This window comes from Thalassovita autumnalis (assembly GCF_001458255.1).
Classification (GTDB): domain Bacteria; phylum Pseudomonadota; class Alphaproteobacteria; order Rhodobacterales; family Rhodobacteraceae; genus Thalassobius; species Thalassobius autumnalis.
Window position 1 is genome coordinate 46,744 of record NZ_CYSB01000008.1, and the last position, 18,840, is coordinate 65,583.

At 59.1% G+C, this 18,840-nt stretch carries 17 protein-coding genes, 1 tRNA gene and 1 pseudogene; 11 read left to right on the plus strand and 8 right to left on the minus strand.

Features of this window, described 5'->3' with window-relative positions; translation table 11 throughout:
• The first annotated feature begins 2 nt into the window (after nucleotides 1–2).
• The gene (locus tag TL5118_RS02760) at nucleotides 3–1,064 is read left to right on the plus strand and encodes a hypothetical protein (protein ID WP_058243077.1); all 1,062 of its coding nucleotides are present in this window, start codon (nucleotides 3–5) and stop codon (nucleotides 1,062–1,064) included.
• Between the two features lie 2 nt (nucleotides 1,065–1,066).
• On the opposite strand, the gene TL5118_RS02765 is transcribed toward TL5118_RS02760, so the two are convergent.
• Nucleotides 1,067–2,527 carry a cobyric acid synthase gene (locus TL5118_RS02765; protein ID WP_058243078.1) on the minus strand — a complete coding sequence of 487 codons (1,461 nt, stop codon included), beginning with the start codon at nucleotides 2,525–2,527 and terminating at the stop codon, nucleotides 1,067–1,069.
• Nucleotides 2,528–2,730: 203 nt separating this feature from the next.
• Entirely contained in the window at nucleotides 2,731–3,051 is a 321-nt protein-coding gene (locus TL5118_RS02770) for a DUF6280 family protein (protein ID WP_058243079.1), read from the minus strand.
• Between the two features lie 215 nt (nucleotides 3,052–3,266).
• Here TL5118_RS02770 and efp point away from each other — a divergent pair, with 215 nt between their 5' ends.
• Nucleotides 3,267–3,830: an elongation factor P gene (gene efp / locus TL5118_RS02775; RefSeq protein WP_058243080.1), complete on the plus strand. Its 564-nt coding sequence runs from the start codon at nucleotides 3,267–3,269 to the stop codon at nucleotides 3,828–3,830.
• 79 nt (nucleotides 3,831–3,909) lie between these two features.
• On the opposite strand, the gene TL5118_RS02780 is transcribed toward efp, so the two are convergent.
• Both TL5118_RS02780 and ygfZ read right to left on the minus strand, forming a co-directional pair.
• Nucleotides 3,910–5,496 (minus strand): ABC-F family ATP-binding cassette domain-containing protein, encoded by a 1,587-nt coding sequence (locus TL5118_RS02780; protein WP_058243081.1) that lies wholly within the window; start codon nucleotides 5,494–5,496, stop codon nucleotides 3,910–3,912.
• 212 nt (nucleotides 5,497–5,708) lie between these two features.
• Nucleotides 5,709–6,440 carry a CAF17-like 4Fe-4S cluster assembly/insertion protein YgfZ gene (gene ygfZ / locus TL5118_RS02785; RefSeq protein ID WP_058243082.1) on the minus strand — a complete coding sequence of 244 codons (732 nt, stop codon included), beginning with the start codon at nucleotides 6,438–6,440 and terminating at the stop codon, nucleotides 5,709–5,711.
• 94 nt (nucleotides 6,441–6,534) lie between these two features.
• On the opposite strand from ygfZ, the pseudogene TL5118_RS20840 reads away from it, so the two are divergent.
• A pseudogene (locus tag TL5118_RS20840) lies at nucleotides 6,535–7,149 on the plus strand (glycosyltransferase); the annotation flags it as partial.
• Here TL5118_RS20840 and TL5118_RS02790 read toward each other — a convergent pair.
• Both TL5118_RS02790 and TL5118_RS02795 read right to left on the minus strand, forming a co-directional pair.
• Entirely contained in the window at nucleotides 7,085–9,010 is a 1,926-nt protein-coding gene (locus TL5118_RS02790) for an ABC transporter ATP-binding protein (RefSeq protein ID WP_058243083.1), read from the minus strand. The pseudogene TL5118_RS20840 and the gene TL5118_RS02790 sit on opposite strands and share 65 nt — an antisense overlap.
• On the minus strand, nucleotides 9,007–9,690 hold the full coding sequence (locus tag TL5118_RS02795; RefSeq protein ID WP_058243084.1) for a phosphatase domain-containing putative toxin: 684 nt from the start codon (nucleotides 9,688–9,690) through the stop codon (nucleotides 9,007–9,009). Before TL5118_RS02795 ends, TL5118_RS02790 begins: the two co-directional genes overlap by 4 nt.
• 205 nt (nucleotides 9,691–9,895) lie before the next feature.
• Here TL5118_RS02795 and TL5118_RS02800 point away from each other — a divergent pair, with 205 nt between their 5' ends.
• Nucleotides 9,896–11,092, plus strand: coding sequence for a pyridoxal-phosphate-dependent aminotransferase family protein (locus TL5118_RS02800; RefSeq protein ID WP_058243085.1), 1,197 nt, complete (start codon nucleotides 9,896–9,898; stop codon nucleotides 11,090–11,092).
• Nucleotides 11,093–11,156: 64 nt separating this feature from the next.
• Nucleotides 11,157–11,618, plus strand: coding sequence for an MmcB family DNA repair protein (locus tag TL5118_RS02805; RefSeq protein ID WP_058243086.1), 462 nt, complete (start codon nucleotides 11,157–11,159; stop codon nucleotides 11,616–11,618).
• Between the two features lie 9 nt (nucleotides 11,619–11,627).
• Here the strand turns inward: TL5118_RS02805 and TL5118_RS02810 are convergent, their stop codons facing one another.
• Complete coding sequence (locus TL5118_RS02810; RefSeq protein WP_058243087.1) at nucleotides 11,628–11,813, minus strand: DUF6324 family protein; 186 nt, start codon at nucleotides 11,811–11,813, stop codon at nucleotides 11,628–11,630.
• A gap of 260 nt (nucleotides 11,814–12,073) precedes the next feature.
• On the opposite strand from TL5118_RS02810, the gene TL5118_RS02815 reads away from it, so the two are divergent.
• Nucleotides 12,074–12,150: transfer RNA gene (locus TL5118_RS02815), tRNA-His, on the plus strand.
• An 86-nt stretch (nucleotides 12,151–12,236) separates the two neighbouring features.
• Here the strand turns inward: TL5118_RS02815 and TL5118_RS02820 are convergent.
• The gene (locus TL5118_RS02820; RefSeq protein WP_242601717.1) at nucleotides 12,237–13,229 is read right to left on the minus strand and encodes a LacI family DNA-binding transcriptional regulator; all 993 of its coding nucleotides are present in this window, start codon (nucleotides 13,227–13,229) and stop codon (nucleotides 12,237–12,239) included.
• Between the two features lie 375 nt (nucleotides 13,230–13,604).
• Between TL5118_RS02820 and TL5118_RS02825 the strand changes: the two genes are divergently transcribed.
• From TL5118_RS02825 to TL5118_RS02845, 5 genes are all read left to right on the plus strand, one after another.
• Nucleotides 13,605–14,909, plus strand: a complete 1,305-nt coding sequence (locus tag TL5118_RS02825) for an extracellular solute-binding protein (RefSeq protein WP_058243088.1) — start codon at nucleotides 13,605–13,607, stop codon at nucleotides 14,907–14,909.
• 73 nt (nucleotides 14,910–14,982) lie between these two features.
• Nucleotides 14,983–15,864 (plus strand): ABC transporter permease subunit, encoded by an 882-nt coding sequence (locus tag TL5118_RS02830; RefSeq protein WP_058243089.1) that lies wholly within the window; start codon nucleotides 14,983–14,985, stop codon nucleotides 15,862–15,864.
• A 10-nt stretch (nucleotides 15,865–15,874) separates the two neighbouring features.
• Nucleotides 15,875–16,774 (plus strand): ABC transporter permease subunit, encoded by a 900-nt coding sequence (locus tag TL5118_RS02835; protein ID WP_058243090.1) that lies wholly within the window; start codon nucleotides 15,875–15,877, stop codon nucleotides 16,772–16,774.
• Between the two features lie 14 nt (nucleotides 16,775–16,788).
• Complete coding sequence (locus tag TL5118_RS02840) at nucleotides 16,789–17,835, plus strand: ABC transporter ATP-binding protein (RefSeq protein ID WP_058243091.1); 1,047 nt, start codon at nucleotides 16,789–16,791, stop codon at nucleotides 17,833–17,835.
• 8 nt (nucleotides 17,836–17,843) lie between these two features.
• Nucleotides 17,844–18,788 carry an endonuclease/exonuclease/phosphatase family protein gene (locus TL5118_RS02845; protein ID WP_058243097.1) on the plus strand — a complete coding sequence of 315 codons (945 nt, stop codon included), beginning with the start codon at nucleotides 17,844–17,846 and terminating at the stop codon, nucleotides 18,786–18,788.
• Nucleotides 18,789–18,840: the final 52 nt, after the last annotated feature.

The window sequence follows — 18,840 nt, forward strand, 5'->3', positions numbered from 1 at the left end:
AAATGTCAGATCCCGTAACCAATGTTGAAATTGAGGACGTTTTGGCCTCAATCCGTCGCCTTGTGTCCGATGAACATGGCGACGAATCGCGCCGTGATGCAACGGCCGAGGCTAAGGCGGACAAACTGGTTCTGACCCCGGCGTTGCGTGTCGCAACGACCGAAGACGCCCCACAGCGTTTCCCCGAAGAAGAGCCTGCGTGTACCAGTTTTGGCCGCAAACAGCCCGGTGAAGCCAAGCCCGTTGAACCCGTTACGGACGACGCGCCAGAGCAGGTGGTTGAAGCAGAGCCAACGCCGCTGCCGACCATGCAGCTGGGTGCGGAATATGCGGTGTCGGACCCCGATGAGCCGCAGGAAGATCTGGCCGAGGTTGCAGAGGTTGCTGAGGTGGATGAGCCTGCCGCGCCGGAAGTGCGCCTTGAGGATCGTTTTGCCGATCTGGAGGCCGCGGTTTCTGTTTCCGACGATCAGTGGGAACCAGACGGCAATGATGAGGATGCCTTTGGTGCCGCCCCGATGAGCATGGAGTGGCTGGACCACACGCCGCAGGAATCTGTAGGGGGTGTCGAAGCCGAAGAGGCCCCGTTCTGGGAAGGTGTGGAGCCGCTGGAAACCTCAGCTGAGATCACCGCACTGCACCATGATGTGGTTGAGGCGGATGAAGTTGAAGAAGTGATTGACGAGGCCGAAGAAGAACTCGACGCTGCTGATGATGTCGCAGATGAGGGTTTTGAGGCGGCTGAACATGTGGATGAGGCCGCTGCACTTGATGAGCCAGCTGTGGCCGTTGAGACCCCTGTGGAAGAGAGCTACGACGCAGTCGACCCTTACACCACGCAGGCCTACGACAGCGTAGAAGAGGATGCCTCCGCCGCGCTTGAGGATCTGGCTGGCCTTGGCCTGCAGGATGGCATTCTGGATGAGGAAATGCTGCGCGAATTGGTGGCAGATATCGTCCGTCAGGAATTGCAGGGCTCACTAGGGGAACGGATCACTCGCAACGTGCGCAAGCTGGTGCGCCGGGAAATCCAGCGCGCCCTCACCGCGCGTGACCTCAGCTGAACTTAGCGCTGCGCTTTCGGCTCTGCCGCAATCTCCAACAGGGTGGTGAGGTCCATATGGGCCTCAATATGCGCAGCCAGTTGATCCAGCACCTGTTCCAGCCCTTCATCATAGGCGATCTGGGCTGTGGCCCCCAATTCCCCTAGGTACTGCGCGCGGAAGTCATCCGCGCTGAACAGCCCGTGCAGGTAACAGCCGCGGATCTTGTCATCGGCTGAGGCAGCCCCTTCGGGCCGGCCATCCAGGTCCAGCCAGGCCCGTGCGCAATCCGGACCATCTGTAACGCCAAGGTGGATCTCATAGCCCGACACCACATCGCCCGTCACACGGTAACTGGCATGGCTCAGCGCGACACGTTTTTGCGGTTTCATCACGGTAGTCACATCCAGCAGACCCAGACCGGGAACTGTGCTCGGTGCGCCTTCGATGCCATCAGGGTCCGAGATTTCTCGGCCCAGCATCTGATAGCCGCCGCAGATCCCCAGCACGTGCCCGCCACGGCGCACATGGGCCAGCAGATCAATGTCCCAGCCTTGGGCGCGGAAATGGGCCAGATCGGCGATGGTGGATTTTGATCCGGGGATCAGCACCAGATCGGCATCGCCGGGCAGCGGGCGACCGGCCTCGATAATCTCAACACTCACATCCGGTTCTGCCGACAGCGGATCCAGATCATCAAAGTTGGCGATCCGCCCCAGACGCGGCACCGCAATCTTCAAGCTGCCACCGGATTTGGAGGAGATGTCCATCACATCCTCAGCCGGCAGGCGCCAGGCATCGGCAAACCAGGGCAGGGTGCCCAGATCGGTCCAGCCGGTCTGATCCACAATCGCCTGCGCCCCATCGGCAAACAGGCTGACATCACCGCGAAACTTGTTCACGGCAAAGGCTTTGATCCGCTCTGCGTCCTCCTTGGGCAGGATCACCTGCGTGCCGACCAGCTGGGCGATGACGCCGCCCCGGTCGATATCACCCAGCAGAACCACCGGAACGCCCGCAGCCTCGGCAAAGCCCATATTGGCGATGTCCCCTTTGCGCAGGTTCACCTCGGCAGGGCTGCCGGCGCCTTCGATCACCACAATATCGGCCTCAGCACACAGCCGGTCGAAGCTTTCAAGGGCCGGGCCCAACAGTTCGGGCTTGGCTTTGGCATAGTCTCGCGCCCGCAGGGTGGCAAAACGTTTGCCCTGCACGATCACCTGCGCGCCAGTATCAGTTTCCGGCTTCAGCAGGATGGGGTTCATATCGGTATGGGCCGGAACCTTGGCGGCCAGTGCCTGCAGCGCCTGGGCCCGGCCGATTTCACCGCCATCTTCGGTGACGGCGGCATTGTTGGACATGTTCTGAGGTTTGAAGGGTCGCACGGTCAACCCACGATTGACCAGCGCGCGCGTGATCCCGGCAACCACCATGGATTTCCCCACGTTGGACCCTGCGCCCTGGATCATGATTGCCCGTGCCATCTGCCGTCCTCCTGCCTTTTCTTTGCTATAGCAACTGCCTCGCAGCGGGGGGAGGGCAAATGCGGCGCGCCTGTTGCATTCTGCGTCTCAGGCTCAGCTCACCCCAGATCCGGCACCCAGAAATGAGAAAACCTGCCTTCCCCCAGGAAGACAGGTTTTTTCTGACAGACGTGAGTGTGTCTGCAACTGCGGCAGCAGTTGGATCAGGCGGCTTCGGCCTGCTGTGCGGCGTTGCGACGCTCGCTTTCCTCGCGCGACAGCGCGACGGAGGTACGTACACCTTTGCCTACAAACTCCATCAGCCCCTGAACAACACGTTCGTTGGGGTCGATGCCGGCGCAGGACAGAACTTCGCGGCCGTCGCGCGAACGCGCCCAGCGAGCGATCTGTTCAGGGCCGTTGCCATATTTCTTGTCATCAGAAATGGCATCGTCGAGCGCAGCCAAAACAACGGCTGCAAACAGTTTGCGTGCACGGTTGCCTTGCTCGTTGTTAAAGGCGGTGCCGTCAACGAATTCTTGCATAGATTCGTCCTTTATTATTGCTCTTGTGTTTCTGGCGTGAGGGGCCTTATGACCGATTTGTGACGATTCGGGTAGGCCTGTATTGCATGGCTTCCATGCGCTCAGTGCATGGCTTCCGATTTTGCCACCCCGTGGTCGGTCTTCTTGCTTTGGGGCTGCCCGCAAGATATAGGTGCTGTCAAATTCCGATCAACCTTACGACGTGGTTTTGTTACATGCCTAAAATCAACGGGAACGAGATCCGCCCCGGCAACGTGCTGGAACATGATGGTGGCCTGTGGGTCGCTGTGAAACTGGAACATGTAAAGCCCGGTAAAGGCGGCGCTTTTGCTCAGGTGGAAATGAAAAACCTGCGCAATGGCTCCAAGCTGAACGAGCGCTTCCGCTCGGCCGACAAGGTAGAGCGTGTCCGCCTGGAGCAGAAAGATCAGCAGTTCCTGTACGAAAGCGACGGCATGCTGGTGTTCATGGACACCGAAACTTTCGAACAGATCGAATTGCCTGCCGACCTGCTGGGTGAACGCCGCCCCTTCCTGCAGGACGGTATGACCGTTGTGATCGAATATTATGACGTTGAGGCATTGAACGTGACCCTGCCGCAGAAAGTCACCTGCCAGATCGTTGAGACGGAGCCGGTTGTCAAAGGCCAGACCGCTGCGAACTCGTTCAAACCTGCCGTGCTGGACAACGGTGTGCGCGTCATGGTGCCGCCGTTTGTCGCCCAGGATGAGATGATCGTGGTCAACACCGAAACCATGGAATACTCCGAGCGCGCCTAAGCCGCTGCTTGGTGATTTCGAAAGGCCGCCCGGATCAGGGCGGCCTTTCTTGTGTCTGGCAATCCTTGCGATACGTGCCTCAGATAGCGATCCGGCGTTCGATCCCGATCCTTTGCAAAAACGCTGGATCGTGACTGACCACCAGCAGCGCACCGTCATAGCCGTTCAGCGCCGCCTCAAGGGTTTCCACCGCCTCAATATCCAAGTGATTGCTTGGCTCATCCAGCAGGAGCAGCTGGCGTGGTTGGCTATGACCCAAGGTGCAGGCCAGCGCGGCCCGCATGCGTTGCCCGCCGCTGAGCGTCCCGATGCGGCGCTCCGCAGCGTTGCCGCGAAACAGAAACCGGGCCAGCATCGCACGTCGGTGGTTATCCGTTGCGTCCGGGTCCAACCGGGCAATGGCCTCAACCACGGTTTCGTCTGGGTGCAACAGGCTGAGATCCTGATCGATCAGGGCATGCGGCACGGACAGATTTACCAAGCCTTTTTGGGGCTTTAGCTGTCCCTCAATGCAGGCCAATAGCGTGGACTTCCCCGCGCCATTTGCCCCCTCAATCGCCGCCCGCGCGGGGCCATGCAGGGCAAAGGACAGGTTTGAAAACAGCGGTTGGCTGGTTTGATAGCCAAACTGCAGGTCCTCGATGCGCAAAACCTCACGGGTGGGCGGCAGATCACAGGTGGGGATCTCCATCCGCAGCGGCTCCAGCACCTCAATCGCCTCTTTCGCGGCCTGCAGGTCTGCAGTGGCCGCTGCAGCTTGACGCGCGTGCAGCCGGGCCGCTGAGGAGGCGGAGCCTTCGCTGCGTTCCTTGGCGGCATCCAGCAGCAGCTTTGATTGGCTGCCGGACACACGTAGCTGCTTGCCCTGGCGGTCGGTCCGCGCCTTACGTTCAGTGGCGCGCTGCGCCTGTGTCTGCACCTCCCGCACGCGGTGTGCGGCCTGCTGTAGATTCTGTCGGGCGGCCCGCAAAACGGCGTCCTTGGTACTGCGATAAAAACTGTAGTTGCCGCCGTAGCTCTCCGCGCCAAGGCTAGTGAGTTCGACGATGGCGTCCATCTCCCCCAGAAGGGTCCGGTCATGGCTGGCCACCACTGCGCAGCCCTGCCAATCGCGCAGGGCCTGCACCACATGTTGGCGGCCCTCCTGGTCAAGGTGGTTGGTTGGCTCATCCAGCAGCAGCGCATCGTGATCTGCAAACATCAGCGCGGCGAGATTGGCCCGGGTGCGCTGCCCGCCGGACAGTGTGGCCAGCAGCGTTTCGGGCGCATGGTGCAGGCCCAGCCGATGCAGCGCGGCGTGCAAACGCGCCTCCAACGTCCAGTCTGCAATCGCGAGGTCTTCCGCAGTCGCCACGCCGCGCTCTGCGCGTTCAAGCAGGGCCAATTGGTCTGTGACCCCAAACAGATCGGCAATGGTGGCCGCTGGATCCAATTCCGGGATCATCTCCGGGTTTTGGTGCAAAACCCCGATTGAGGGCGGCCGCTGAATGGCGCCGGCATCCGGCGTCAGCGTGCCTGCCAGAAGGCGCAGCAGCGTCGTCTTGCCCGTGCCATTTCGCCCGACAAGCCCGGTGCGTTGTCGGCCAAATGAAAGGGTCAGATTGGTGAAAAGGGGATCGCCACCAGGCGTGTGCCAGCTGAGGCCGGCGACGGAGAATGTAGACATGGTGCAGCTCGCAAGAAAAACCGGAAAAGGGTTTAGTCGGCGCGTGCGTGATCCATGGTCTTAATCTCCAAATAAGTCTGACGGCTCAGCGTCTGATCTGCAACATGGCCATGCGGGGATGGGATTTCAAGCCCGGTGTTTAGAAAAGGGGGCCGTAGTCCTCGGCTGATGCCCCGAGCGGCCCCGGTGGGACCGCCCAAGTGTGTCTTTGCTTACAGACGCCGAACCACAGCGTCGCCCGCCTGCATATCGTCTTTAGCCCGGTCAAACCGCAGGTAGGCGATCGCCTCATCCCCAGCGCGGCTCAGCAACTCACCTGCCTCTTTAACGCCGTTCAGGATCTTGTCGCCCGTGGCGGCGTCACCTTCCACCGAGACCCGTGCCAGACCTTTGCGTAGCTCGGTTTTATGCTTCATCCGCGCAGTGACTTCCTGACCGACATAGCAGCCTTTGCGGAAATCCACCCCATTCAGCCGTTCAAATCCCGCTTCCAGAATGAAAGAGTCTGGCGTTAGCTCAACCCCGGTTTCCGGCACCAGATGGGTCACCCGCAGCGCCGTCCAGTCGCTGCCGTCATCGCCGCCCTCAGCTCCGTACAGCCGCCACCCCATCTCCGGGTGGCGGGGATCCGCAAAAGCGCCGTCAGGCAGATCGCCGGTGCCGCGTTTCACGGTGAGGTCGGTTTCTTCCAAGGTCACTTGTGCGCGCAGTTTGTACATGGATAGGCGTTGAAACAGCATCGCGGCCAGATCGCTGGACACATCGATCAGAATGTTTTCACCTTCGGGCACCAGAAAGAAATCGGCCATGTATTTGCCCTGCGGCGTCAAAAGCGCGGCATATACAAGCCCTTGATCCAGCTTCTTCACATCATTGGTCACCAGCCCTTGCAGAAAGTCCCGGGCGTCATCGCCTGTCAGGCGGAAAATGGTGCGGTCTGTCACGTCTATGCTCCCGTTGCGCGTGGTTATGTAATATAGGCTTTGCCAGCACAGGCAACAGGGGCAGATGCCACAGAGGCATCAGAATGAGGTGAAGATGCGCGCAGCTCTCTCGGTGGTGATTCCGACACTGAATGCCGGCGGGGCTCTGGCGGTCAGTCTGCCCCCGCTGATGGAGGGGCTGCAGGCTGGCGTGATCCGTGAATTGATCATTTCTGACGCAGGATCAAACGATGAGACGGTTCAGATCGCCGAAGAGGTTGGTGCGACGGTTGTGACTGGCGCGCCCTCCCGCGGAGGGCAGTTGCGCCGTGGCGCTGCTGCGGCCGCGGGGGACTGGGTGCTGTTTCTACATGCGGATACCGAACTGCCTGCGGGCTGGGCGGATGCGGTTTTGGACCATATCGAGGCCCATCCAGAGGCCGCCGCCTATTTCCGCCTGAAGTTCCTTGAGACGGGGCTGGGCGCGCGTTGGGTCGCGGGTTGGGCCAATCTGAGGGCAAAGTGGTTTGATCTGCCCTATGGCGATCAGGCCCTGCTGCTCCCCCGCGCCTTGTATGATCTGGTGGGCGGGTTTGCCGATCAGCCTTTGATGGAAGATGTGGCGATGGCCCGCGCCCTCAAGGGGAAGTTGCGGGCCATTCCTCTTAGCGTCCGAACAAGCGGCGCGAAATACGTCCAAGAAGGTTGGTTGCGCCGGGGGCGTCGGAACCTGTGGTGCCTGCTGCGCTATCTTTGCGGCGCCGACCCGCACGCTCTAGCGCAATCGTATCGGCGGTCGGGCCGTCGGTCTTGAACTGCAGCTGATGCAGCTGGGCATAGATGCCACCGCGTGCCAGCAATTCATCATGGGTGCCCTGATCCACCACCTGGCCCCGGTCCATCACAACGATCTTGTCCGCATTGCGCACGGTCGACAGCCGGTGCGCAATGACCAGCGTGGTCCGGCTGGCGGCCAGCTTGTCCAGCGCTTCCTGAACAACCTTTTCCGAATGGGCGTCCAGCGCGCTGGTGGCCTCATCCAGCAGCAGAACAGGGCTGTTGCGCAGCAGTGCGCGTGCGATGGCCACACGTTGACGTTGCCCACCTGAGAGCGCTGAGCCACGTGGCCCCACCGGCGTGTCCAAGCCTTGCGGCAATTTCTGCAGGAAGTCGCTGACATGTGCGGCGTCCAATGCGGCCTTCAACTGAGCGTCACTGACATCGGTCCGACCCAGCAGTATGTTTTCGCGCAGTGTTTCATCAAACAGCGCCGCGTCCTGGGTGACCACACTGAAGAGGTTGCGCAGCGCGGGCAGGGCCATCTGATCCGCCTTGACACCACCAATCAGCACGTCACCGGAACTTGGATCAACCAACCGGGTCAGCAGGTTGAAGATGGTCGATTTTCCAGCGCCTGAGGCACCAACCAAAGCGGTGGTTTTGCCGGCAGGTGCCGTCAACGTGGTGCCGCGCAGAACCTCGGTTTCGCCATAAGATAGGCGCACATCACGCAGCTGCACGTCAGGCATGCCGCTTGGTGCCTGCACCGGCTTGGCCGGGGAGGTCAGCTTCGGTTCCGTGTCCATCAGCTCTTTGATACGTTCAATCGCGGCGGCGGCGTTTTGCCATGTGGCGGTGATCCCGCCGAGGCGGCGCAGTGGTTCAAAGGCAAAGCCGATTGCGGTGAAGAAAGTCATAAACTGACCAATGGTTTTTTCACCCGCAATGATTTCGGATCCGCCGAAGACCAGCACTCCAAGGAAGCCAATACCGGCCATGATATCGATCAGCCCGGGGATTGCCGCTTCGCCAATACGGGCCCGCACCTGAGCGGTGACCAGATCATCGGTCAGGGTGCTGTAGCGGTCGGATTGATAGCTTTCCAGGCGGTTCAGTTTCACGGGGACCATACCGTGGAAAACTTCATCCAATCGGGTGGCCAGTTTGGCCGAAAGGTCACGCGCCTGACGCGAGCGGCGGCGCACAAAGGTCTGCACCATTTGGCTGGGCAGAACCAGAAGGGGAATGCCCACACAGGCGATCAGGGTCCATTGCCAATCGGTAGTCAGCGCCACCATCATGAGAATGAACAGTGAAATCACGTCGCGCCCGGCACCCGTGATGACCACGCCCCAAACCTGGTTGATGGCTTCCACGTCGCCTTGCACACGCTGGATCAGAAAGCCAGGCGGATGGGTCTGGTGAAAACTACCGTCCTGACGCATCAGGTGGTTCAGCATATCAACCCGCAGTTTGGCTGCAGAACGCTGTGAAATATAGGCCAGCAAGGCTTTCTGGCCGATAGAGGTCAAAGCGCGCAGCAGGAAAATGGTCAGAAAAGCGCCGCCAACCCACCAGATTGCGCCAGACCCCCCGTCGACAAACACGTCGTCGAACATGGGGCGCATCATCCAACTCATCGCGCCCAGCATTGAGCCTTCGATCGACATCAAGACGATCGCGCCGAACATCCAGCCAGTGTACTGGTGCAGGTATCGGCTCCAGAGCCACTTCAGCAATACGCTGCTTTTGACGTCTTTGACTGGCGGCTTGGTGGCGCCGGTCTGGGGCAGGTCGGTCCTATCGGTCATTTTGCGGACTTCGATCCGGAAAAATAGGCACGGTTCAGAGCATCCGCGTCATATTCGCTGCGCACCCAGTCCTCGAACGAAATTCCAGTCTCCTTCTGGCGCGCTTCATAGACGTCCAGAAAATAGTCCAGCACGCCTGTGCTCGACCATTTGATATGCAGGAACCGCAGCGACAGCATTTTGCGGGCTTCAGCGATCGGTGCCTTTTCGATGAGCAACAGATACAAAGCACTCGCCAGCCCAGCCCGATCCGCACCGGATTTGCAATGTAAGATGAAGGGCTGCTCGATTTCGTTGAAGGTGTCTAAGAGCTCCAGAATGCTCTTCTTCGGTGGCGCCGCGCGCGCGTGAAGGGCGATATCGTAGCGTGCCAGGCCCAATTCGTCGGTGATCTTTTTTTCCAGATGGAAATGCGGCCGCTTTGAAACGCCGCGCAGGTTGATCACCGATTTGATCCCCATCTCGGCGTATTTCTTGAACTGCTCTTCATTGGGGTGGTTGGAGCGATAGGCGCCGGGGGCGATTTCATAGAAATTCGTCCACACCCGGCGCAGAATACCGTGGTCAGCCCAATCGAAGTGGCGTAGCGCCTGTTTGCGGTGTTCTGGGTTGGACAGGTCCAAAGGATCGGGCATCGTATTGCCCTTTTCATAGTCTTTGAACTTCTTGAAGATATTCATATTGTCCTGTCCTTGCAGTTCGAGCGGGACTCTTAGTGTACCGCCTGACTTGTGGCAAGCGCGCCCGGCGGAGCAGCGCCCATAGTAGGGGCAAAGCCGCGCATATCACAAAGCAAAAACACCCCCATCAAGAGAATTGATGTTAGCGCAATTGACCCCGCGTTTTGCGGAGTTAGGGTCACTCGCAGCAAGACAGGAGACCAGAATGACACTGAAGAACGGACAGCAATACCTCGCCATCCCCGGCCCCTCGGTAATGCCAGAGGCGGTGTTGCGTGCAATGCACCGTTCCGCGCCCAATATCTATGAGGGTGAGCTGGTTGAAGTCACCGAAAGCCTGATCCCCGATCTGCGTTTGGTGGCTGGTACTGAACATAACGTTGCGATCTACATCGCCAATGGTCACGGCGCTTGGGAGGCTGCGCTGGCCAATGTGCTGAATGAAGGCGACACCGTTTTGGTGGCGGCCACGGGGCGGTTTGGCCACGGCTGGGCTGAAATGGCCCGTGATCTGGGCATCAAGACCAAGGTGGTCGATTTTGGCCGCAAATCCCCGTTTGATCCCGATCGTCTGGAAAAGGTGCTGCGCGAAGACACCGACCATAAGATCAAAGCGGTACTGGCCACCCATGTTGATACCTCCAGCGGTGTGCTGAATGATATCCCCGCCCTGCGCGCTGCGATGAACGCGGCGGGCCACCCGGCATTGTTGATGGCGGATTGTATTGCTTCGCTGGGGTGTGACCGGTTTGAGATGGACGCCTGGGGCGTCGATGTCATGGTGGCTGCCAGCCAGAAAGGGCTGATGACGCCGCCAGGGCTGGGTTTTGTCTATTTTAGTGACAAGGCTGCAGAGGCGCGCAAAGCAATGGCGCGGGTTTCGCGCTACTGGGACTGGGAGCCGCGGGCCAACCCCGATTACCTTTATCAGTACTTTGGCGGCACTGCCCCGACGCATCATCTCTACGGTCTGCGTGTCGCGCTGGATATGCTAAAGGAAGAGGGTATGGAAAACGTCTGGCGCCGCCATGATGTTCTGGCCCGCGCCATCTGGGCCGCCTGTGACACCTGGGGACAGGACGGGCCGCTGACGATCAATGTTGCAGATCCCTCCCATCGGTCACGTGCTGTGACCTCGTTGCGGATCGGGCTGCCTTACGGGCCGAAACTGCGGACTTGGACGGAACAGAACGCCGGTGTGACCCTTGGCATTGGTCTGGGCATGTTTGAAAAAGATGACCCCAAAGGCGAAGGCTTCTTCCGTATCGGCCATATGGGGCATGTGAACCCGCAGATGGTGATGGGGGCGCTTGGCGCGATTGATATGGCGTTTAAGGCCGAGGGAATCCCGCATGGTGCTGGCGCGCTGGAGGCCGCGGCGCAAGTAATCGCCGCCGGCTGATCGGCAATTCTGCGACCTCGCGGCCAAGACTTGCATTTGTTCACGATATGTTCATGATTGTGCCATGCATGATGATGACGCGATTCCATCTGAACAGCTGTTGCAAATGCAGCCGGGCCAGCTGCTGGCGCGCGGCGTAAGCCGGGCGCTGATAAGCTATGGTTTTGTTTCAGTCGAGGAGTTCGTACCGGCCCGGGGCCTGCGTGTGGACGTGATGGGGCTGGGGCCCAAAGGTGAGATCTGGGTCTTTGAATGCAAATCCAGCCGCGCCGATTTTCAGTCTGACAATAAATGGCAGGGCTATCTGGATTATTGTGACCGCTATTTCTGGGCGGTCGATGCGGAGTTTCCCACCGATTTATTGCCGGAAGGCACCGGTCTGATGATCGCAGATGCCTATGGCGGGGAAATCATTCGCATGGGGCCTGAGGACAAGCTGGCCGCAGCCCGGCGCAAGAAGCTGACACATAAATTCGCCAGCGACGCGGCGCGGCGGCTGCAAAGCTACCGCGATCCGCGTGTATAAGGCCGCTGCTTACTTGACCGCGCGTGCAGCTTGGGCGGCGGCGCGGATTTCTTCGGCGATTTCTTCAGCTTCTTCGGGATCGAAATCCATCGGGATCTCCAGTTCACCGGCGTCGATGAACAGGCGCACCATACCGTGGTCGGTCGGTCCAATTTGCAGGTTGGCTTCGATGTCGCGTTCGGTGTTGATGCCCATGATCGGCTCTCCTTTTCCGTTAAGTTCAGCTAGCGGTTTGCGTTGACTTTGGCAAGATTGCCCCGCGCCCTGACATCGATCCCGCGATGCGTTTGGGCTGAAACCAGGGAAGAATGGGAACCGGGCAGGGGGGCACATAGGCGGGCCCCTTGTTTTTAAGCGCTTCCATTGCGTCGGTAAAAAAGCCGCCAAGAAAGCGTAGAAATATCGCTTGAACGGGCTTGCAATCCCCCGTGGGTGTCTGTAAATCGCCCCTCAGTGCCGCCTTAGCTCAGTTGGTTAGAGCGCTGGATTGTGGATCCAGAGGTCCCCCGTTCGAGCCGGGGAGGCGGTACCATATTTCCCAAAATATCTAACAATCTATACGCCCGACAATGCAGTGCGTTTGGGGCGTTTTTTGTGTTTTAAAACAACGGGATACAGTCAGCCCGTACCCCGCTGGACCAGCTGCGGATCGATATAGACCTGTTCATTTGGTTTTCCGGGATCCGTCAGACGTTCCTGCAGAAGGCGCAGAATCTCTTCGATGGTTTGATCTAACGGGTTGCGTAGGGTGGTCAGGTCATATTCCGGCCAGCTGGCCTGGGCGATGTCATCAAACCCAACGATGGATAGATCCTGTGGCACCTGCCGATGCAGCCCGTAGCGCGCGACCGAAAGCGCCCCAAGGGCAGTGGCATCATTTGCACAAAGCAGCGCGTCAATGTGGTGATCGCTTAGCAGCTTCCCAGCAACATCGCGGCCACCTTCGTAGGTGTAATCTGACTGCGCCAGCGCGGTCAGCTCCAGCCCGGCCTCAGACAGGGCCTGGCGAATGCCCGTCAGACGGTCGTTTGATGATGATAGCCCCTCGGGCCCGCCGATAAAGCCGAAATGCCGCCGGCCTTTGGCGATCAGCTGGCGGGTGGCCTGCGCGGTGCCATCGGCATTGCGGCAGGAGACACAGTCGGCAAAGGTTGCTTCGATGATACGGCCCGAGAAGATCAGCGGGATGTTCAGCTTGGCACAATCTTCAAAAACCTGTTTCGATAGCGAGGAGCCGCGGACAATCAGCGCATCCAGCGGATAACTCAGCACTGGCAGAATCGCCTCTTCCAAAACCGCTTCGGAGCCGCCGATCACAATCGGCCACTTTCCTGCAGCGTTCAGACGGGCCACCAGCATCGCGGTGAATTCCGCATTATAGAGGTTGTTCATGCCGCCGGCTGCGACAGCCACCAGATTGCTGCGCTTGCCCTGCAGGCTGGCCGCCAGGGCATTGGGCCGGTAGCCGAGCCGCAGCGCGGTCGACATGATGTGGCTGCGTTTTTCCGCATCCAGATAGGCATTGGGCGTAAAGGCCCGTGAGACGGCCGACCGGGAGACGCCCGCGGCTTCAGCCACATCGGTGGCGGTCACACGTTTGTTCCGTTTCACTGTTGTACCGATTGTTCGTTCCCTCAGGTTGAGTTTAACGCCCTCGTCACAAGTAAAGAAACCCAAAAGAAATCCGATTTGGTGAAATTGTCTGTCAGTTGTCACATTGCAGTTATGTTTTGACAGTAGATGAACACGTGTGCAGTTATAGTGCGACTCGTTTGGGAGTTCTCGGATTCGCAAAAGGCGGATAGGACCGGTAGGTTTCTGTTTTTTATGTCTTTTGCAGTTCGGATGTTTCGGGAGGAACGACCTTGGGTCGTGTGCAACCCGTCCTATGGAGCGCCGCGTAACTGAAATCATTCCACGCGGTGTGGGGTGCGCACAGGGAAACAAGACCGGGGTCCGCAAGGGCCCCACACTGGGAGAAAACAAATGACTTTCAACAAAACCGCGTCGCTGAGCGTCGTGCTGAGCATGACCGCAGGTGTGGCCTTTGCTGAGACCGAAATCACCTGGTGGCACGCCATGGGCGGCCAGCTGGGCGAAACCGTTAACCAGATTGCAGCTGACTTTAACGCCAGCCAGTCCGACTATAAGATCACCCCGGTTTACAAAGGCTCTTACGAAGAGACCCTGACCGCAGGTATCGCCGCCTTCCGTGCCGGCGAGCAGCCCAACATCATGCAGGTGTTTGACGCTGGCGCCGCCACCGTGATCGGTGCCAAAGGCGCAACTATCCCGGTTCAGGATCTGCTGGCCGACAATGGCATCGCCTTTGACATTAACGACTACATCGCCGGTGTGCGTTACTTCTACGCCGACAGCGATGGCAAGATGATCGGCATGCCGTTCAACTCGTCCACCCCGATCATGTATTACAACATGGACGCGCTGGAAAAAGCCGGTGTAAGCGCACCGAAAACCTGGGAAGAGTTCCAGTCGGTCACCGCACCGGCCCTGAAAGGCGCAGGCTACACCCCGCTGTCGCAGTCGCACCTGCCGTGGATTTTCACCGAAAACTTCATGTCGCGCCACAACCTGCCGTTTGCCACCAACAACAACGGCTATGACGGTGTAGACACCAAGATCCTGGTCAACAACGACGCCATCAAAGCGCACTTCTCGGCTGTGACCGAGTGGCAGAAAGACGGCATGTTTGAGTGGTTCGGCACCGGTTGGGGTGACAACGCCAAGCCGTTCGAAGAAGGCAAAGTGGCTATGTGGCTGGGTTCCTCGGGCTCCTTCGGTGGTCTGCTGAACAAAGACCTGGGCTTTGACTTCTCGGCAACCATGCTGCCCTATTGGGAAGGTGTAACCAAAGAGCCGACCCAGACCTTCATCGGTGGCGCTGCTCTGTTCGCGATGGCAGGCAAATCGGCCGAAGAAAACAAGGCAACCGCCGAATTCTTCCGCTTCCTGACCTCGGCTGAGACCCAGTACTTCTGGCACAAAGAAACCGGTTATGTTCCGATCACCAACGCCGCCTACGACATGGCTGGCAAAGATGGTCACTATGAGCGTTTCCCTGCCGCCGAAGTTGGCATTCAGCAGCTGACCCTGCCGGCCGGTGACAACACCAAAGGCTACCGCATGGGCTTCTACGTTCAGATCCGTGACGTGATGAACCGTGAATACGGCCGCATCCTGACCGGTGAAACCGACGTGGACAGCGCGTTCAAGGCGATTGAAGAAGAAGCCAACAAACTGTTGGAACGCTTCGCAAAAACCCAAGGCTAATCGCCGCTAAACAGCAATAAAGGGGCGGCTGCCATCTGGCGGCCGCCCAACCCTATTCAAGATCGAGAACGCGATGAAACGTGCAGGATTTACCAATCGATGGTTGCCGGTCCTACTTCTGGTGCCGCAGCTCATCATCATTGCCGTGTTTTTCTACTGGCCCGCGGGCTATGCGATCCAATCTTCCTTCTATTTGCAGGACCCGTTCGGTTTCGGCTCTACCTTTGTGGGGCTGGAAAACTACACCGATCTGCTGAGTGCCTCTGAATATCGCAAGGTTGCCTGGTTCACGGTTATCTTCACCCTACTGGTGACTTTCTTTTCGCTGGCCTTATCGCTGCTGCTGGCAGTCAAAGCCGACAACATCCTGCGCGGGGCCAAGACCTATCGCACGCTGCTGATGTGGGTCTATGCGGTGGCGCCGCCGGTTGCGGGTTTCATCGGCATCATGATGTTTGACCAATCCACAGGGCCAATCAGCAACTTCTTCAAGTCGCTGGGCTGGGATTTCACACTGGGTGTGAACTACTTTGATACCGCCTCGGCGATGGTGATTGTCTCGGTCTGGAAACAGGTTCCGGTCAACTTCATCTTCTTCCTGTCCGGCCTGCAATCGATCCCGCGTTCGGTGCGCGAAGCTGCGCTGATCGACAACCGTTCCGGCATGGGCCGCTTTTGGGATGTGACCTTCCCGCTGCTGGCACCCACCGGGTTCTTCCTGCTGATCATCAACATCACCTATTCGCTGTTTGACACCTTCGGTGTGGTCGACACGCTGGTGAAAGGTGAGCCGGGCAATAACCCGATGACCCTTGTTTACAAGGTCTATGTTGACGGGTTCCGCGGCAATGACCTTGGCGGCTCGTCGGCGCAATCGGTGATCCTGATGGTGCTGGTTCTGGCGCTGACTATCTTCCAATTCCGGCTGGTAGAACGCCGGATCCACTATACTTGAGGGGGCTGACATGATTGATATCACAACAGCCACACCCAATGCGGCCACCATCACACCGAAACGCCGGTTCAAGTGGAATGTTGCGCTGGACCATCTGGTGCTGATCGTTGGGTCGCTCTTCATGATCCTGCCGGTTCTTCTGGCCTTCACCACGGCCAGCCATGATGCGGTGACCATTCACCGCGAAGGGCTGCAGCTGAAAATGGGCGACCAGCTGGGCGTCAACTTCCAAAAGGCGATGTTTGAAAAGGGCGGCTTCACCGACACGGTGGATGGGATGCGGATGCTAACCAACTCGTTCATTCTGGGCATCGGCTTTGCGGTGGGCAAAATCATCATCGGGATGATGGCGGCTTACGCGATTGTCTACTTCCGCCTGCGCTTTGCCAGCTTTGCCTTCTGGATCATTTTCACCACGCTGCTCTTGCCGCTGGAGGTGCGCATTCTGCCTTCCTATGAGGTGATCCAGGGCCTTGGCCTGACCAACACCTACACCGGGTTGATCGTGCCGCTGATTGCCTCGGCAACGGCGACCTTCTTCTTCCGGCAGTTCTTCCGCTCAGTTCCGGAAGAGTTGGTCGAAGCTTCCCGCATTGATGGGGCCGGACCGGTGAAGTTCTTCATCGACATTCTGGTGCCGCTGTCGCGCACCATGATTGCGGCGATGTTCATCATCATGTTCGTGTTTGGCTGGAACCAATATCTGTGGCCAACCCTGATCACCACCGAAGAGAGCTTCTTCACGCTGGTGCGTGGCATCAAACAAATCGTCATCTCTTACACCGATGCGCAGATCCCCGAACACGGGCAGGCGCTGGCACTGGCCTTTGTGGCGATCGTGCCGCCGGTCCTCGTGGTGATCTTCTTCCAGAGCTGGTTCGTTAAGGGCCTGACGGAATCCGATAAATAAGGAACAAAAGTACAATGGCAAAAGTAACGCTAGACGGAATCCGGAAGGTCTACCCAAACGGATTTGAGGCCGTCAAACCCAGTTCCTTCGACATCCCCGATGGGGAGTTTGTGGTGCTGGTTGGCCCTTCGGGCTGTGGCAAATCCACCCTGTTGCGGATGATCGCCGGTCTGGAAGACATCAGTGAAGGGGCGCTGAGCATTGGCGACCGTGTGGTCAATGACGTTGACCCCGCCGATCGCAACATTGCGATGGTGTTCCAGAACTACGCGCTTTACCCGCATATGACTGTGGCCAAGAACATGGGCTACGGGCTGAAAAACCGCGGGGTCTCCAAGGCGGAGATTGAGCGCAAGGTGGCTGAAGCTGCTGAGATGCTGGACCTTTCGGCGCTGCTGGACCGCCGGCCCAGTCAGCTGTCCGGTGGTCAGCGTCAGCGGGTGGCAATGGGGCGCGCAATTGTGCGGAACCCGGATCTGTTCCTGTTTGATGAACCGCTCTCTAATCTCGACGCCAAGCTGCGCAACCAGATGCGGATCGAAATCCGCGCCCTGCAGCGCCGCCTTGGTGTAACGGCGATCTATGTGACCCATGATCAGGTCGAAGCCATGACCATGGCAGATCGCATCATCGTGTTGAACGGCGGTGTGATTGAACAGATCGGCACCCCGACCGAGATCTATGAAAACCCGGCCTCAACCTTTGTGGCGGGCTTCATGGGCGCTCCGCCGATGAACCTGCTGAAAGCCAAGGTCAATGGCGCAGGCACGGCTGAGGTGACCGAGGGCCTGTCCTTCCCTGCACCGGCAGGTGCCAGTGGCGATGTGCTGGTTGGTATTCGCCCCGAAGATCTGGAGATTGCCGAAGATGGCGATATGCAGATGGAGGTGAAAATTGTGGAAGAACTGGGCGCGAACCGGCTGCTGCACGGTGATCTGGGCGGTCAGGAGTTCTCGGTCTCGGTGCCCAAACAGCAAGAGGTGACCGAGGGCCAGATTGCGTTGCGGATCAAATCCGGTGAGCCGCATGTCTTCGACGCCAACAGCGGCCGCCGTTTGTGAGCCATGAGGTGACCGAAACGGTACAGAAACTGCCAGCTGTGTCTGAAGCGCAGCTGGCGGAGATCCGCGCCGCAGATCGCACAGGCGCGGCGCATCGCAACCTGCTGGCTGCGGTGCCGGCGATGCAAATGCTGGAAGTTGGCGGATCAGCCGCAGCGCAGCTTTTGCCCGCCGCCTTCAACATCGCAGCCTGGAATGTGGAACGCGGGTTGTTCCCCGACAAATGCGCAGCGGCACTGGCCGGGCATGCGCCCCAGGTGGTCCTGCTCAGTGAGGTGGATAACGGCATGGCTCGCACGGGTCAGGCCAATACCACCGCAGAAATGGCGGCAGCCATGGGCATGCATTACGCCTATGGTGTTGAGTTTCTTGAAATGGATCTGGGCGGCCTGGTCGAACGGCAGTTCTGCCGCGATGATTTCAACGCTTTGGGGTTTCACGGCAATGCCATACTGTCGGCTGTGCCCTTTACCCGGCTGGCGCTGATGCGTCTGGATGAAGAGGGGCATTGGTTCCAGATCGGTCCTGACAGTGCCGGTGATCCCGGCCAGCCCCGGCTGGGCGGCCGCATGGCAATTTCGGCTGAACTGGCAACCGAGGCCGGGCCGATCTGTGTCGTCTCCGTCCATTTGGAAAGCAACGCCAAAGGGGACTATCGCGGCAGGCAATTTGCCGACCTTCTGGACCGCGTTCAGGCCTTTGCGGGCGACCTGCCGGTGGTCATCGGGGGTGACCTGAATACAGGCTGTCAGAACCCACCAGATTACGACTGGCGCGAGGAGCCGCTGTTCGCGCTGGCCGCAGCACAGGGCTATAGCTGGGCCGCCACGCCGGACGGTCCGACCATTCGCGCCAGCCTGATTTCGCTGCAACCCACACTGGGCATGAAGCTGGATTGGTTTGCCACCCGGGGCCTGAGGGCTGAGCCCGTTGCCGTTCTGCCCGCGCTGTGAAGTGGTCCCAGAAAACTGGACAGTCAGCTAAGGTGTATCCCAAACCTTTGAA